Here is a 15,042-nt window from a genome sequence, read left to right as displayed (position 1 = left end):
TTAAGATCCCTGCATTACTTTCTCGTTTTCTGAGGTTGCCCCATGCGCTTTAGCGATCTGCTCGATGCGGTCCGCCGCCAACCGGAACTGACGATTCCTGCCGAATGGGGTCAGGGCCGTGCCAGTTTCGGTGGTCTGGTGGCCGCGCTGCAATACCAAGCCATGCGTGCGAAAGTCCCGGCGGATCGCCCGGTGCGTTCCCTGGCGATCACCTTTGTTGGACCGGTCGAGCCTGAAGTCCCGGTGAGCTTCGAAGTGGAGGTGCTGCGCGAAGGCAAAGCCGTCAGCCAGGTCATGGGCCGGGCGATGCAGAATGGTCAGGTGGTGACCATCGTCCAAGGCAGTTTCGGTGCCTCGCGGCCGTCGGAGGTGGCAGTCGAAGCGTATCCGGCGCCGTCAATGAAACACTGGGACGAATGCCAGGAGTTGCCGTACATCAAAGGCGTGACCCCGGAATTCATGCGTCATCTGGCAATGCGCTGGAGTGTCGGCGGTATGCCGTTCACCGGCACGCAATCGCGGCTGATGGGCGGCTGGGTGCGCTTGCGTGGGGATGTCAAAGAAGAGCCGGTCAATGAGGCGCATTTGTTGGCCCTGGTGGATGCATGGCCGCCCGCACTGCTGCCGTATCTGAAGAAGCCGGCACCGGGCAGCACCTTGACCTGGACCATCGAATTCGTTCAGCCGTTACGCGACTTGAGCACGCTGGACTGGTGCCAATACCTGGCCGACATCGAGTACGCCGCCGACGGCTACGGCCATGTCGCCGCCAAGTTATGGAGCGCAGAAGGGGAGTTGATTGCAATGAGTCGTCAGACTGTCACGATCTTCGCCTGACTCAATGCCGACGGTGGCGCTCACGCCAGGCGCGCCACCAACCACCACTGAGAAAGAAGCGCGGAAAAGTCAGAAACTGCTCGACCAGTAACCGCGACACCGCATCTTTACGATCACTGAACGGCTCGGAGGCTTGCGTCTCCAGGCTGTGGCCGTGACGCTGCAAACCCAGCGCCGCGACGATTCCGATCACGCCGATGGCGACGCTGGCCAGGCTCAGGCTGAACACCCCGGAGACAATCAGCAGAAACGCGACGATGAACAACGGCACAGCGATCAGGTGCAACACCAGATTGGTCGGGTGCTGATGATTGCCCGGGTACGCGCGCCATTGCCACGCGGGAAGGTTGGGGTGACGTTTGCCCATGTTTTCTACTCCTCGATCCATGTTGAACTCATGGTTGAAGAATAGGCCCGGGCGGTGAGGGCGGCGAATCAAGGTTGGCTATTGAAGTGATAGGCGTCATCGCAGGATTCGATGTCGCCCCGTCTGACGCCTTCGCGAGCAGGCTCGCTCCCACAAGGAATTTGTATGCGCACCGATCCAATGCGGGAGCGAGCCTGCTCGCGAAGGGGGCGTCAGAGCTTCAATTGACCTATGGCCTTGCTCAACTCTCCAGCCAGCGTCGCCAACTCATTACTGGTCGTCGCCGAATCCACAGTTTGCTGCACGGTGTTCTCGGTCACATCACGAATGCTCACCACCGCCCGATTCATCTCTTCGGCGACCTGGCTCTGCTGCTCCGCCGCCACGGCAATCTGCGTGTTGCTCTCACGCATCTGCGCTACCGCTCCGGTGATCTCCGCCAGCGCCGCGCCGGCCTCTTGCGCCTGCTGCACGCAATCGTCGGCCTTGTACGAACTCTCCTGCATGAAGTCCACCGCGTCGCGAGTGCCAGCCTGCAAGGCCGAGACCATCGTGGTGATCTCGTCGGTCGAGGTCTGCACCCGTTTCGCCAGATTGCGCACCTCATCGGCGACCACGGCAAACCCTCGGCCCATTTCACCGGCGCGGGCCGCTTCGATGGCGGCGTTCAAGGCGAGCAAGTTGGTCTGCTCGGCAATGCTGTGAATCACGCTGACCACGCCGTTGATCTTCTGACTGTCCTCGGCCAGCCGTTGAATCATCTCGGCCGTCTGCTGAACACCGCTGGACAGCCCGGCAATCGACTGCTGCACCCGGGCGACCACTTGCTGACCGCTGCCGGCGAGGCCGTCGGCGGTCTGCGACAGGTCGCGGGTGGCGCCGGCGTGTTGGGCGATGTGATAAACGGTGGCGGTCATTTCATTGATCGCCGTGGCCGCCTGATCGGTTTCGCTCTGCTGACCGAGCATGCCGTGGCGCACTTCGTTCATGCTCGACGCCAGCCGCGCCGCGCCGACATCCAGTTGCCGTGCGGTGTTGGCGACGGTGGTCACAACGCGCTGGTAACCGGCCTGCATCGCGTTAAACGCATTGGCCATCTGCCCGACTTCATCTTTGCCGGCCAGCGGTACTCGGGCCGAGAGATCGCCGCTTTTCTCGACGTGGAGCATCACGTCTTTCAGCGTGTTGAGCTGGCTGAGCAGGAAACGGATCAGCAGTTGCGAGGCACACAGCATGGCGAACATCAGAATGAACACCGCCACCGCGTAATTGGCGAAACGCTCGCTGAACACCTGACTCAGGCTCGGGCCGTAGGCAATCACCGCGACCTGTTGACCGTCGGCGCGGCTGAACACCTCAGCGCCCATCAACGGGTTGTCGCCGAACAGCGGCAGGTGATTGATCTCGTTCCAGCCGTTGCTTCCCGTGATTTCCAGCAAGGGTTGATCGTTCAGGCGCGGTGCTTCGCCGCGCTTGAAGGTCAGCACCTGATCGGCTTTAGGCAATGGCTGCCCGGCCGGCCAAGCCTTGAGCAGTTGCGCCTGGGCCTGTGCGGAGGCTTGTGAGGCGTGACTGCGCGCCTGTTGTTCGAGCTGCACGGCGTACAACACCAACAGTAGGGTGGTAACGAAGGCGACCGCATTGACCGCCCAGAATTTGTACTTCAGCGAGATATTGCTAAGCCAGGCACCCATGGAGGTCTTCTCTGATAGCGGAAACAGTTTTGGCAAGGTGCCATTATTGTGCCGCTATGCAGGTCGGAAGATCTTGATATGAGTCAACAGGGCGCATTGTTCCCCCTGTGGGAGCGAGCCTGCTCGCGAAGAGGGCGTGTCAGTCAACATCATTGCCATCTGAACCACCGCTTTCGCGAGCAGGCTCGCTCCCACAAGGGAATTATGGTGTGTCAGGAAGGGCCGGGAGGTTGTAGAACGCGCGGGCGCACGCGGTGGTGTGCGCTGCCAGATCCTCCTCGGTTTCGCCACGATGCAACGCCACTTCGCGCAGCACTTCAGTCAGATACCCCGGCTCATTGCGCCCGTTCTTTGGCTTCGGGCGCAGGGTGCGCGGCAGCAGATAAGGCGCATCGCTTTCCAGCATCAAGCGTCCACGTTTGATCTCTTTGACCAGCGGATGCAAATGCGTGCCACGGCGTTCGTCGCAGATCCAGCCAGTGATGCCGATGTGCAGATCCAGATCAAGGTAGCTGAACAGCGCCTTTTGCTCACCGGTGAAGCAATGCACGACAGCGGCGGGCAGGTGATCACGGAAGCCTTTGAGGATTTCCAACAGGCGCTGGCTGGCATCACGCTCATGCAGGAACACCGGCAATTGCAGTTCAACGGCTAAGGCCAAATGCTCTTCGAGGACTCTTTCCTGCTGTGGGCGCGGCGAGAAATCACGGTTGAAATCGAGACCGCATTCACCCACGGCAACGACGTTTTTCTCTTGCAGCAGGCTGCGCAAACGACGGGCACTGTCCGTGTTCCAGTCACTGGCCGAATGCGGGTGAATACCGGCGGTGGCGAACAGCCGTTGACCGCTCTCATCCAGTTGCTGGCATAGCTCCAGAGCCTGTTCGCTGCCCTCGACGCTGGTGCCGGTCAGCACCAGTTGGCAGACCCCGGCCGCATAGGCGCGGTCGAGTACGGCCTGGTGTTTGTCGGCGAAACTGGGGTTGGTCAGGTTGACGCCGATATCGATGAGTTGCATGGTTGCTACCTCGGGCCGAAGGCCGGAAAGCATACCAGAGCTGTAGATTCATAAGAAAAGCCAAGAACTACAACGAGTTATAGCTGTCTCTTGATGCCGCGACGCAGCCCGGTTTGGCAGAAGTGCCAGTACTGTGCCAGTCTCTCGCACTTTGCCAGCGCTCCAGGCGCTCTGTTTTCGTCGGTGATTTCGAACTCAAAGAGATGAAATCACCCCGTATTCTTTTCGGAGAGTGGATGATTCGTCCCTCGGTTTTGCTGCTGTTGTGTGGATCGTTGTTGCTGCCGATGACGGCGGTTGCGCGCCTGCCCGGGCCGCTGCAAGCCGTGCCGGCGGCCAAGGTGCGTGACTTGTCCGAGATTCGCAGCAGCCGCGTGTTGCGCGTACTGGTCAACCAGAGCCGCAACAGCTCCGGCGAAGTTCAGGGCCAGGCCATCGGCGTCGAATACCATCGCCTGCGTGCCTTCGAGCAATACCTCAATGGCCATGCCCGCGATGGCCAGGAAATCACCCTCAAGATCATTCCCAAAGCCAAGGACCAATTGCTCGGCGCCTTGCAGCGTGGCGAAGGTGATCTGGTCGCACCGGGTGAATTGCTCGATCTGCAATCTGGCTATGCCGTGGCCAGTAGCGAACCTATCGCCAGCAACGTGCCGCTGGTGTTGGTCGGGATCAAGGGGGAGCGCCGCTACACCAAGGTCGAGCAGCTCTCCGGTAAAACCCTGGCGCTGCCCACCGGCAGTGCGGCGGGGGAGGCGGTCAGTCAGCTCAATCAGAAACTGGCGTTGCACAAACTGGCGCCGATCAAGATCGAATGGGTTGATCCGACCCTGGCGGTCGAGGATGTACTGGAGATGGTTCAGGGCGGTATTTTTCACCTGACCATCGTCGAACAACCGATCGCCGAGCGCTGGGGCAAAATCCTGCCGAAACTGCGCTTTGACCGGCAATTGATGATCAGCGAGCCGGGCGAGGAGTACTGGTTCGTGCGCCGCGATGCTGCGATGTTGCGCGCGAGCATTGACCGCTTCCTCGGTGGTTACAAGAAACCATCCAACGAAGATGCCGCGTTTCTGCGCATCTATCGCCGTCTCTATCAAGTCCACTATCCATTGGCCAAGGCTGACCGCCAGCGCTTGGAAAAACTGCGCCCGACCCTGCAAAAACACGCCCAGGCGCAGAACATGGACTGGCTCAATCTGGCCGCACTGGCGTTCAAGGAATCACGCCTGCAACCCAATGCCCGCAGCGGCAGTGGCCCGACCGGGCTGATGCAGATCACGCCTTCCGCCGCTCAGCGAGTCGGCGTGAACAACATTCAGAATCTCGATGCGAATGTGCAGGCCGGGGCCAAGTACCTGGCAATGATTCGCCGCGAGTTCTTCAGCAGCCCCAAACTCAACGAGCGCGAGCGCATGGCGTTCACCCTCGCGGCCTACAACATTGGCCCCGAGCGCGTGCAGGGCATGCGCGCTGAGGCCCGGCGGCGGGGGCTGAATCCTAACCAGTGGTTCTTCCAGGTCGAGCGTATCGCCATGGAGCAGGTAGGAATGGGGCCGGTCAGCTATGTTAATAGCGTGAACAAGTATTACTTGGCGTTCGACCGGGAGCGGGAGTCGTTGGAGCCCGGGGCGCAAAAATTCGTCTCACGGAAATGATCTAATAAACTGATTGTTATGGCGGAATATTTGCGCTTTTAACATGAAATTTACTGATTAATATAGCGGCCAACCAACACACACAACTTCTCGCAAAACAAGGAATGCCCCATGAGCTCTCTGATCAACAAAGTACTGTTCACCCGCGCTGGCTACGGTCTGACCATCCTGCGCATTGCGGTCGGCGTAATCTTCGCTGCGCACGGTTCGCAAAAGCTTTTCGGACTGTTCGGTGGTTATGGTCTGGCAGGTACGGCGCAGTACATGGACAGCATTGGTCTGCACCCGGGCTACCTGATGGCGACCCTGGCTGGCGGCACTGAGTTCTTCGCCGGCCTGGCCTTGATCATCGGCCTGCTGGTGCGTCCGGCGGCATTGGGTCTGACTTTCCTGTCGCTGGTGGCGATCTTCACCGTACACATCAGCAACGGTCTGTTTATGGCCAACAACGGTTACGAGTTCGCCCTGGCCCTGCTCGGTGGCAGCCTCGCCGTCCTGATCGAAGGCGCCGGCAAGCTCTCGGTGGACCGCGCCATCGCCGGTTAACCGCTCTGGCTCAAGGAAAAGGCCCGCATTGTGCGGGCCTTTTTTGTTGCGGCTGATTCTTGACACTCATCGGTCACGTTCTCTAGGATGTTGCCCATGCGCCGATTTAAACAGCTACTTGCGGGGCGCCAGGTGACTTTCAACAGTTGCCGTCAGAAGCCGGAACAGGGCTTTGAAATACCGCTAAAGCGCTGGTTCGGTGTTGCCTCTCACCTGCCATGCAGACTTTTGAGGCAGAGACACGACATGATGAATGCACTACGCCCTCCAGCACGTCCCGCGCCGATCACGGCACATATCACCCAGCGCAACCCGAAAATTCTCCTTGGCGGCAAACATCAGCCGACGCTGTTGCGTTATCTCGATGGCTGGCCACGTCGCAGCGGCGGTCCTGCCGCGTTCCTCATCCAGTTCGTTGAAGACGGCGAGTCGCTGGCGCGTTTCGCCACTGACAGTTTTGATCTGGCAGTGATTCAGGCCCCGACTGCCGAAGATGCACCAGAGATGATCAAACAACTGGTCCGCGTTGCGCGGCAGGGCCTGATCACTCGCCGCTGATACGCTTTACGGATAGTCGATGGCGACGATGTAAACGAACTGTTCACCAGTCGGAGTCTGCACCCGGACTTCTGCATCCAGCGCCTTGCCGATCAAGGCGCGGGCCAGTGGTGAGTCGATGCTGATCAGGCCCAGTTTCAGATCCAGTTCATCCGGGCCGACGATGCGGTAGCGCGATTGCTTGCCGTCTTCGTCTTCGATGGTCACCCAGGCGCCGAAGTAGACTTTGTTCGGATCACTGGGTTTTTCGCTGACGACCTTGAGCGCTTCCAGGCGTTTGGTCAGAAAGCGCACGCGACTGTCGATCTCGCGCAGCATCTTCTTGCCGTAGGTGTATTCGGCGTTCTCCGAGCGATCACCCTGAGCCGCCGCTTCGCTGACCGATTGCGTCACCTGCGGACGGCGCACATGCCACAGCTCATGAAATTCGGCACGCATCCGCGCTTCACCTTCAGGGGTGATCAACGCGGTGCCGGCGGTGCGGGGAGGGCGATAACGGCTCATGGCAACTTCTTGTGATTAAGACCGACTGAGTCTATCAACCCTCACGCAACACTGTCAGTGGACTTGCGTTGAGTGCCCGGCGCGTACCGAACACGCCGGCCCCCCCAATCAGCGCGGCGCCAATCAACGGCAGCACCAACAACCATGGATGCGGGTGCCACGGCAGATCGAAGGCGTAGCGATACAACACCAGACTCACCACTTCCGAGCCGATCGCCGCGAGCAATCCGCTGACCGCACCGAGCAAACCGAACTCGATACGCCGTGCCTTGATCAGCAACTGCCGCTCCGCCCCCAGTGCACGCAACAGCGCCCCTTGGCGAATACGTTCATCCAGCGTCGACTGCAAGCCGGAAAACAGCACGGCCATGCCCGCTGCCAAAACAAACAACAACACATATTCCACGGCCAGGGTGACTTGGGCGAGGATGCTGCGCAGCTGTTCGAGCAGCGCTTCGACCTGAAGAATGGTCACCGCCGGGAAGGTACGCGACAGTTCGACGATCTGCTGGTCATGGCCCGGTGCCAGATAGAAGCTGGTCAGGTAAGTCGCCGGCAGATCCTTCAACGTGCCGGGCTGGAAGATCATGAAGAAGTTCGGCTGGAAGTTGTCCCAGTTGATTTCGCGCAGGCTGGTGACCTTCGCCTCGCGATTGACCCCGCCGACACTGAACACCATGTGATCGCCGAGTTTGAGCTTGAGGCTTTCGGCGACTTTGCCTTCCACCGATACGCCGGGAACATCGTCGGTCGGCTGATCCTTCCACCATTCACCCGAAGTGAGCTTGTTGCCCGCCGGTAAGTCAGCGGCCCAGGTCAGACTCAAATCTCTTTGAATGGCGCGGTCGCCCGCCGAATCCTTGCTGACGATTTGCTGCACGGCGTCGCCGTTGATGCTGATCAGCCGTCCCGGTACCACCGGATACAGTGGCGCCGCTTGCGCGGACACCTTGATCAGGTGATCGGTGAAGGCCTGTTTGTCTGCCGGCAGAATGTTCAGGGCAAAATAGTTGGGAGCGTTTTTCGGTAGCTGGTTTTGCCAGGTGTCGAGCAGTTCGCCACGTAATAGAGCGATCAAGGCCATCGACAGCAGAATCAGACCGAACGCCAACGACTGACCGGCCGCTGCCAACGGATGGCGCAGCAACTGGCCCAGGCCCAGGCGCCATGGCAGCGAAGCTCGGGCGAGCATCCGCCGCAGGCTTTGCAGCAACAACAGCAGCAAACCACCCAGTACCAACGCGGCGACCACGCCACCGCCGAGCAGGGCGAATGTCAGCAGCAGATCCAGACTCAGGCGCCACATGATCAAACCGAGCGCACCCAGAGCGGCGCCATAAACCATCCACGTGCTCGACGGAATCGGCAGCATGTCCCGGCGCAGCACACGCAGCGGCGGCACGCGACCCAATGCGGCCAGCGGCGGCAAGGCGAAACCGGCGAGTGCGACGAGCCCGGTGCCGATGCCGGCGATGGCTGGAAACAGACCGCCCGGAGGCACATCGCTTGGCAACAAATCATGCAGCAGTGCGAACAAACCCAGTTGTGCCAGCCAGCCGAGCAGCGCTCCGCTGAGTGCGGCGAGCAGGCCGAGCACGGTCAACTGCAAACTGAACAGCACCATGGTTTCCCGGCGCGATAGGCCGAGGCAGCGCAGCAAGGCGCTGGCATCGAAGCGGCGACTGGCAAAGCGGTTAGCCGACAACGCCACCGCGACACCGGCCAACAGCACGGCGACCAGACTGGCCATGTTCAGATAACGCTCGGCCTTACCGAGTGCACCGCCAATCTGCCGGTTGCCGTCGCGGGCATCCTGAATCCGCTGGTTGGCGGCGAGCCCGGGTTTGATCAGCTGTCGATAGGTTTCCAGCGCCTGCGGTTCACCGCGCCACAGTTCGCGGTAACTCACGCGGCTGCCGGGTTGCACCACGCCGGTGGCGGCGAGGTCGTCAAGGTTGATCATTACCCGCGGCGTCAGGCTATAGAAATTGCCGGCGCGATCCGGTTCGTAAGTCAGCACACGGGTCATTTTCAATGTCTTCATGCCGACATCGATGCTGTCGCCGATCTTCAGATCCAGAGCGGTCAGCAGGCGTGCCTCGACCCAGGCTTCGCCGGGTTGCGGTTCACCGCCGGTTTCTTCGGCGGCGAACGGGGCAGGTGCGCTCTTCAGTTCACCGCGCAATGGGTAGGTGCGGTCGACGGCTTTGATGCTCGACAGCTGAATGCCATTGTCGGCGGCGATGACGCTGGAAAACTCCACCACTTGCGCATGATTCAGACGCAGCTCGGTGCCGCTCCTGATCTGTTCTTCGCGTGCTGGCGAACTTCCCTCAAGCACCAGGTCGGCGCCGAGGAACTCGGTCGCGCGCAGCATCATCGCGCCGTTCAGGCGGGCGCCGAAATAGCCGATGGCGGTACTCGCCGCCACTGCGACGACCAAGGCGAAAAACAACACGCGCAATTCGCCGGCGCGGGCATCGCGCATGAGCTGGCGAATGGCGAGACTGAACAGACGCAACAGCGGCAAACGTGCCATCAAGGCTCCAGAGGGGCGACCAACAGCCCGGCTTCAAGTCGGATCAGACGCCGGCAGCGATGGGCCAGGCGTTCGTCGTGGGTCACCAGCACCAGGGTGGTGCCGCGTTCCTTGTTCAATTCGAAGAGCAAGTCGCTGATGCGCTCACCGGTGTGGCTGTCGAGGTTGCCGGTGGGTTCGTCGGCGAACAGCACGTCAGGCTCGGCAGCAAACGCACGGGCGATCGCCACACGTTGTTGTTCGCCACCGGAGAGCTGGCGCGGCGAATGGGTCAGGCGCTGGCCAAGGCCGACGCGCTGAAGCAATTCAGTCGCACGTTCGCGGGCGTCTTTGCGGCCGTCGAGTTCCAGCGGCAGCATGACGTTTTCCAGTGCGTTGAGGCTGTCGAGCAGTTGAAATGATTGAAAGACGAAACCGACGTGTTCGGCACGAATGCGTGCGCGCTGGTCTTCATCGAGATTGCTCAGGCCCTGGCCGGCGAGGATGACTTCGCCACTGCTCGGCAGATCGAGACCGGCGAGCAGGCCGAGGAGGGTGGATTTGCCCGAACCGGATGCGCCGACGATGGCCAGGCTGTCGCCCTTGTTCAGTTCCAGGCTGAGTTCGTGCAGGATAGTCAGTTCACCTTCCGCGCTGGGAACCACTTTGCTGAGGTTCTTCGCGGTGAGAATGCTTGCGCCCATGGAGAATCCGATGCGTGTGTGGTTTTTGAGTGCTGGCCTGGCCTTGATGTGCATGGCCCAGAACGCAGCGGCGGGTACTGTCCTGATCGTTGGCGATAGTATCAGCGCCGGTTTCGGACTGGATACCCGCTTGGGGTGGGTGTCGTTGCTCGAACAACGGCTCAAACAGGAGGGTTTCGACGACAAAGTGGTCAATGCCTCCATCAGCGGCGACACCAGTGCCGGAGGCCAGGCGCGCCTGCCCGCGCTGCTTGCAGAGCATAAGCCGGAACTGGTGATCCTCGAACTGGGTGGCAACGATGGCTTGCGCGGAATGCCGCCAACTCAATTGCAACAAAATCTTGCCTCGATGATCGACAGCTCGCGTCAGAGCGGGGCCAAGGTGCTGTTGCTCGGCATACAACTGCCGCCCAATTACGGCAAGCGTTACACCGATGCTTTTGCCGAGGTCTACGGCAAACTCGCCGACGATAAAAAGATCCCGCTGGTACCGTTTTTCCTCGACGGCGTGGGCGGGCATCCGGACTTGATGCAGGCCGATGGTCTGCACCCGGCGGCCGGGGCTCAGGGCAAGTTGCTGGAAAATGTCTGGCCGACGCTAAAACCGCTGTTATGAGGCTTTTCTAGTGGCAGGCTTTCGGCTAATGTGGCGCCCCCTTATTTGGAGCCCCCGATGTCGCGTTCTGCCTGGTCCCTGTTTGCCTACCAACTGATCGAGCCTGACGAGCAGCTGGATCTGTTCGCCTGCCAGGAAGTGCGGGTGCATCTGGTGACCCGTCAACTCGAACTCGGTGGCTCGGCTGATCGCACCTTGTGCGGCAGTCTGCTGCCGGCGCAACCGCGCTGGTCGAGCGTGGATCGCCGGGTGTTTCAGGATCAGCGCCTGTGCTCGTTGTGCCGGGCGATTCTGGAATCGCAGAAGCGTGGCACCTCGCCGATCTGGCCGGAATTGCGTTTCGAGCTTTAAGAGCAAAAGATCGCAGCCTGCGGCAGCTCCTACATGGGTTCGCGTAATCCTGTAGGAGCTGCCGAAGGCTGCGATCTTTTCGCATTCAGCACGGTCCATCGGCGTAGCTCCCCGAATATTCAAAGTGCGGTGTACAATCGCGCTCTTATACCCTTGTTGATCATGCGAAGGATTTTCCGGATGTTGCCGCGCTTTCCTGCCGTCACCCGCTGCCTGTCACTTGCCGCCCTGTGTGTGGCCGGTCCCGTTGCTGCATTGGAGTTTCCCCTGCCACCACCCGGTGAAGACATCATCGGCCAGGTGCAGGTGATCAAAGCCAAGTACGAAGATACCTTCGCCGATCTGGGCACGAAGTACGATCTGGGCTACTCGGAGATGGTTGCAGCCAACCCGGGCGTCGATGCCTGGTTGCCGGGCGCCGGCACCGAAATCGTCTTGCCGACCCGTTTCATTCTGCCGCCGGGTCCGCGCGAAGGCATTGTCATCAACCTCGCCGAATACCGCCTCTACTACTTCCCGAAAGGCCGCAACGTGGTTTACACGTTCCCGCTGGGTATCGGTCGCGAGGGTTGGGGTTCGCCGATTGCGCACACCTCGATCACCGCCAAGACGCCAAACCCGACCTGGACGCCTCCAGCGTCGATCAAGGCTGAGCACGCCGCTGATGGCGATCCACTGCCAAACGTAGTGCCGGCCGGCCCTGACAATCCGCTGGGCCCGTTCAAGTTCACGCTGGGCACGCCGGGCTACCTGATCCACGGCTCGAACAAGAAGTTCGGGATCGGCATGCGTACCAGCCACGGCTGCTTCCGCATGTTCAACAACAACGTGCTGGAAATGGCCGGCATGGTGCCGGTCGGTACGTCGGTGCGTATCCTCAACGATGCCTACAAGTTCGGCAGCAGTGGCGGCAAGGTTTATCTGGAAGCGCACACGCCGATCGACGACAAGGGCAACCCGTCGGTGGTCGACAAACACACCGCAGTGATCAACGCGATGCTCAAGCGTGAAGACGTTACCAGCAACCTGCGTGTGAACTGGGATGTGGTACGGGATGTGGTTGCGGCCGAAGATGGCCTGCCAACGGAAATCGGCACACCGAATACTTCGGCGCCGATTGTTGCCAATACACCGATCGACCTGCAGCAGTAAGTCGAAGTCCGGAACCCGTCGATGCGTGAAGCGTCGGCGGGTTTTTTATTGCCTGAACAAAAAGACGGGCAATAAAAAAGCCGACCCGAAAAATCGGGTCGGCTCGATAACAATCCCGAGGGATTATTACTTGCGGCTAGCTTTGTCCAGCATGCGCAGAGCACGCTCGTTAGCTTCGTCAGCAGTCTGTTGTGCTTTTTGAGCAGCAGCCAGAGCTTCATCAGCTTTACGGTAAGCTTCGTCTGCACGAGCCTGGGAGCGAGCAGCTGCGTCTTCAGTAGCGGTCAGACGTGCTTCGGTTTCTTTCGATGCGCTGCTGCAACCGGTAGCCAGAACTGCGGCCAGAGCCAGAGCAGAGAATTTCAGAACGTTGTTCATCGTGTTCCCCTTCAAGGACTTTCAAATTAAGTGGCTGTCTCCTCACGATTGAGGAAATAGCCGGCGTACATACTACCCATTACTTGTAGTAAGTAAACTGACGTAAGGCAAGAAGCAAAAAAAATTGTAGGCGCTGATTCTTTTTCGAGCAACTTTTAACTGCGCTGTATAAAAAATACCCAGCTGCAAGCCCCGCGCAGAGCGAGTTATTGAGAAAAAGTTCCCGTTACTGCCTGCTGTTTTTGCAGTCTTGGATAAGTCTGTCTAGATGAATTCGTCCACACTTTTGTTGCGAATTTGCGCGCTGCTTCGCTTATCTTTGTCCATGTTGAGGTGACTTTAAAAAAGGTCGCACGTCTTAAATCTCAACATCCGGCAATGTGCAGGTGAGCGGACCGCGAAGAACCTCTCGCAAGCTCACCCTGCGTCCATCGGAGCTTCCCCCCCGCGAACTCGCTTGATGACGAGCGTACCTTGAGCATTTTTGCCAATGGTGCCTACTATTTATCAGGTGCCAGGTTGCGCGAGATCGGTGTGGCTCTTCTCGGTGTCCATCAGGCACGGGGTGGCGTAGTTGTTTCTTCGCCGGAAAAACATCGGTAAGGTAGGGGTCAGAATTCAAGACCCGCGAGGAGTAGTGATGAGCGAGGCGTTGTCCATCCACCATGACCAGGCTGGTCATCAGTTCGAGACCAATGTGGACGGTCATCGTGCCTACCTGACCTATATGGATCTGGGGAAACAGACTCTGGATATCTATCGCACGTTCGTGCCCAACGCCCTGCGTGGTCGTGGTATTGCCGCAGCGCTGACCGAAAGCGCGCTGCAGTACGCCGAAGAAATGGGCTACACGGTGATCCCGTCGTGTTCCTACGTCGAGCGCTACATGGAACGCCATCAGCGCCGCGCCGCCAAGATCTGAACCGCACACACAAAAACGCCGGGCAATGCCCGGCGTTTTTTTATGCCTGTAAAACGCTGATTAGCTACGCTCGCGTTTCGGCAGAACATCCTTGAGCTTGGCGTGCATGCTGCGCAGGGTGTTCTCGGTGGCAGACCAGTCGATGCAGGCATCGGTGATCGACACGCCGTATTGCAGGTCGGCGAGGTCTTTGGGAATCGCCTGGCAACCCCAGTTCAAATGGCTCTCGACCATCAGGCCGATGATCGACTGGTTGCCTTCGAGGATCTGGTTGGCAACGTTCTCCATTACCAGCGGTTGCAGGGCCGGGTCCTTGTTGGAGTTGGCGTGGCTGCAATCGACCATGATGTTCGGCTTGATCTTCGCCTTGTTCAGCGCCTGTTCGCACAGGGCAACGCTGACCGAATCGTAGTTCGGCTTGCCGTTACCACCGCGCAGCACCACGTGACCGTAGGCGTTGCCCTTGGTGGTGACGATCGACACGCCACCTTCCTGGTTGATACCGAGGAAACGGTGCGGGCTGGACACCGACTGCAAGGCGTTGATCGCCACAGTCAGACCGCCGTCGGTGCCGTTCTTGAAACCTACGGCCGAGGACAGGCCGGAAGCCATTTCCCGGTGAGTCTGCGATTCAGTGGTACGTGCGCCGATGGCCGACCAGCTGATCAGATCCTGCAGGTACTGCGGGGAGATCGGGTCGAGGGCTTCGGTGGCGGTTGGCAGGCCTTTTTCGGCCAGATCCAGCAGCAACTGACGACCGATGTGCAGACCGTCCTGGATCTTGAACGAGTCGTCCAGATACGGATCGTTGATCAGGCCTTTCCAGCCAACGGTGGTCCGTGGCTTCTCGAAATACACGCGCATGACCAGATACAGAGTGTCGGAGACCTCCGCAGCCAGCACCTTGAGGCGATCGGCGTATTCGTGGGCAGCCTTGATGTCGTGGATCGAGCACGGGCCGATCACTACGAACAGACGGTGGTCGGTGCCATCAAGAATGTTGCGAATGACTTCGCGGCCCTTGGTGACGGTGCGCAAGGCAGCATCGCTCAGAGGGATATCACGCTTGAGCTGATCGGGAGTGATCAGGGTCTCGTTAGAGGCGACGTTTAGGTCGTTGATCGGTAAATCAGCCATCGTTTACTCGTCAGGTCACGGGTGCCGGCCGCCAGCGATCCCCGCGCGGCGGAGCACAGCAGATTTAAGCGCGTCGGGGAGC

16 protein-coding genes are annotated in these 15,042 nt (G+C 59.8%); 8 read left to right on the top strand and 8 right to left on the bottom strand.

All coding sequences use genetic code 11. The features are described from left to right. The first annotated feature begins 42 nt into the window (after positions 1 to 42). On the top strand, positions 43 to 837 hold the full coding sequence (locus QOM10_RS20885) for a thioesterase family protein (protein WP_316916882.1): 795 nt from the start codon (positions 43 to 45) through the stop codon (positions 835 to 837). Between the two features lies 1 nt (position 838). Here the strand turns inward: QOM10_RS20885 and QOM10_RS20880 are convergent, their stop codons facing one another. The 3 genes from QOM10_RS20880 to QOM10_RS20870 form a co-directional block, all read right to left on the bottom strand. Continuing rightward, positions 839 to 1,204, bottom strand: a complete 366-nt coding sequence (locus QOM10_RS20880) for an Mpo1-like protein (RefSeq protein ID WP_127929254.1) — start codon at positions 1,202 to 1,204, stop codon at positions 839 to 841. Between the two features lie 212 nt (positions 1,205 to 1,416). Next, positions 1,417 to 2,898 (bottom strand): methyl-accepting chemotaxis protein, encoded by a 1,482-nt coding sequence (locus QOM10_RS20875; RefSeq protein ID WP_316916881.1) that lies wholly within the window; start codon positions 2,896 to 2,898, stop codon positions 1,417 to 1,419. A gap of 202 nt (positions 2,899 to 3,100) precedes the next feature. Next, entirely contained in the window at positions 3,101 to 3,916 is an 816-nt protein-coding gene (locus tag QOM10_RS20870; RefSeq protein WP_127929252.1) for a TatD family hydrolase, read from the bottom strand. Between the two features lie 236 nt (positions 3,917 to 4,152). Here QOM10_RS20870 and QOM10_RS20865 point away from each other — a divergent pair, with 236 nt between their 5' ends. The 3 genes from QOM10_RS20865 to QOM10_RS20855 all read left to right on the top strand — a co-directional run bounded on the left by QOM10_RS20865 (position 4,153) and on the right by QOM10_RS20855 (position 6,678). Continuing rightward, complete coding sequence (locus tag QOM10_RS20865) at positions 4,153 to 5,574, top strand: transglycosylase SLT domain-containing protein (protein ID WP_316916880.1); 1,422 nt, start codon at positions 4,153 to 4,155, stop codon at positions 5,572 to 5,574. Between the two features lie 111 nt (positions 5,575 to 5,685). Beyond that, positions 5,686 to 6,120, top strand: coding sequence for a DoxX family protein (locus QOM10_RS20860; RefSeq protein ID WP_007908568.1), 435 nt, complete (start codon positions 5,686 to 5,688; stop codon positions 6,118 to 6,120). Positions 6,121 to 6,369: 249 nt separating this feature from the next. Next, positions 6,370 to 6,678 (top strand): hypothetical protein, encoded by a 309-nt coding sequence (locus QOM10_RS20855; RefSeq protein ID WP_077573983.1) that lies wholly within the window; start codon positions 6,370 to 6,372, stop codon positions 6,676 to 6,678. Positions 6,679 to 6,684: 6 nt separating this feature from the next. On the opposite strand, the gene greB is transcribed toward QOM10_RS20855, so the two are convergent. The 3 genes from greB to QOM10_RS20840 are packed head-to-tail and all read right to left on the bottom strand — an operon-like array spanning position 6,685 to position 10,404. Next, the gene (greB, locus tag QOM10_RS20850) at positions 6,685 to 7,182 is read right to left on the bottom strand and encodes a transcription elongation factor GreB (RefSeq protein ID WP_003226818.1); all 498 of its coding nucleotides are present in this window, start codon (positions 7,180 to 7,182) and stop codon (positions 6,685 to 6,687) included. A gap of 34 nt (positions 7,183 to 7,216) precedes the next feature. Then, a complete protein-coding gene (locus QOM10_RS20845; protein ID WP_316916879.1) occupies positions 7,217 to 9,721 on the bottom strand; it encodes an ABC transporter permease in 2,505 nt (834 codons plus the stop codon). Next, positions 9,721 to 10,404, bottom strand: a complete 684-nt coding sequence (locus QOM10_RS20840) for an ABC transporter ATP-binding protein (protein WP_007908572.1) — start codon at positions 10,402 to 10,404, stop codon at positions 9,721 to 9,723. Before QOM10_RS20840 ends, QOM10_RS20845 begins: the two co-directional genes overlap by 1 nt. Positions 10,405 to 10,414: 10 nt before the next feature. On the opposite strand from QOM10_RS20840, the gene QOM10_RS20835 reads away from it, so the two are divergent. The 3 genes from QOM10_RS20835 (at position 10,415) to QOM10_RS20825 (ending at position 12,523) form a co-directional block, all read left to right on the top strand. Continuing rightward, positions 10,415 to 11,020 carry an arylesterase gene (locus QOM10_RS20835; RefSeq protein ID WP_316916878.1) on the top strand — a complete coding sequence of 202 codons (606 nt, stop codon included), beginning with the start codon at positions 10,415 to 10,417 and terminating at the stop codon, positions 11,018 to 11,020. Positions 11,021 to 11,077: 57 nt separating this feature from the next. After that, positions 11,078 to 11,371, top strand: coding sequence for a hypothetical protein (locus QOM10_RS20830; protein WP_007908575.1), 294 nt, complete (start codon positions 11,078 to 11,080; stop codon positions 11,369 to 11,371). Between the two features lie 180 nt (positions 11,372 to 11,551). Next, positions 11,552 to 12,523: a L,D-transpeptidase family protein gene (locus tag QOM10_RS20825; RefSeq protein WP_127929247.1), complete on the top strand. Its 972-nt coding sequence runs from the start codon at positions 11,552 to 11,554 to the stop codon at positions 12,521 to 12,523. A 126-nt stretch (positions 12,524 to 12,649) separates the two neighbouring features. On the opposite strand, the gene oprI is transcribed toward QOM10_RS20825, so the two are convergent. Then, on the bottom strand, positions 12,650 to 12,901 hold the full coding sequence (oprI, locus tag QOM10_RS20820) for an outer membrane lipoprotei OprI (protein WP_003199355.1): 252 nt from the start codon (positions 12,899 to 12,901) through the stop codon (positions 12,650 to 12,652). A 640-nt stretch (positions 12,902 to 13,541) separates the two neighbouring features. Between oprI and QOM10_RS20815 the strand changes: the two genes are divergently transcribed. Next, positions 13,542 to 13,823, top strand: coding sequence for a GNAT family N-acetyltransferase (locus QOM10_RS20815; protein WP_003226804.1), 282 nt, complete (start codon positions 13,542 to 13,544; stop codon positions 13,821 to 13,823). A gap of 60 nt (positions 13,824 to 13,883) precedes the next feature. Here QOM10_RS20815 and QOM10_RS20810 read toward each other — a convergent pair whose 3' ends face one another. Next, on the bottom strand, positions 13,884 to 14,960 hold the full coding sequence (locus QOM10_RS20810) for a 3-deoxy-7-phosphoheptulonate synthase (protein WP_127929246.1): 1,077 nt from the start codon (positions 14,958 to 14,960) through the stop codon (positions 13,884 to 13,886). Positions 14,961 to 15,042 lie beyond the last annotated feature (82 nt).

This window comes from Pseudomonas sp. P108, from assembly GCF_032613195.1.
Classification (GTDB): domain Bacteria; phylum Pseudomonadota; class Gammaproteobacteria; order Pseudomonadales; family Pseudomonadaceae; genus Aquipseudomonas.
This window is presented reverse-complemented; position numbering and strand designations above follow the sequence as displayed.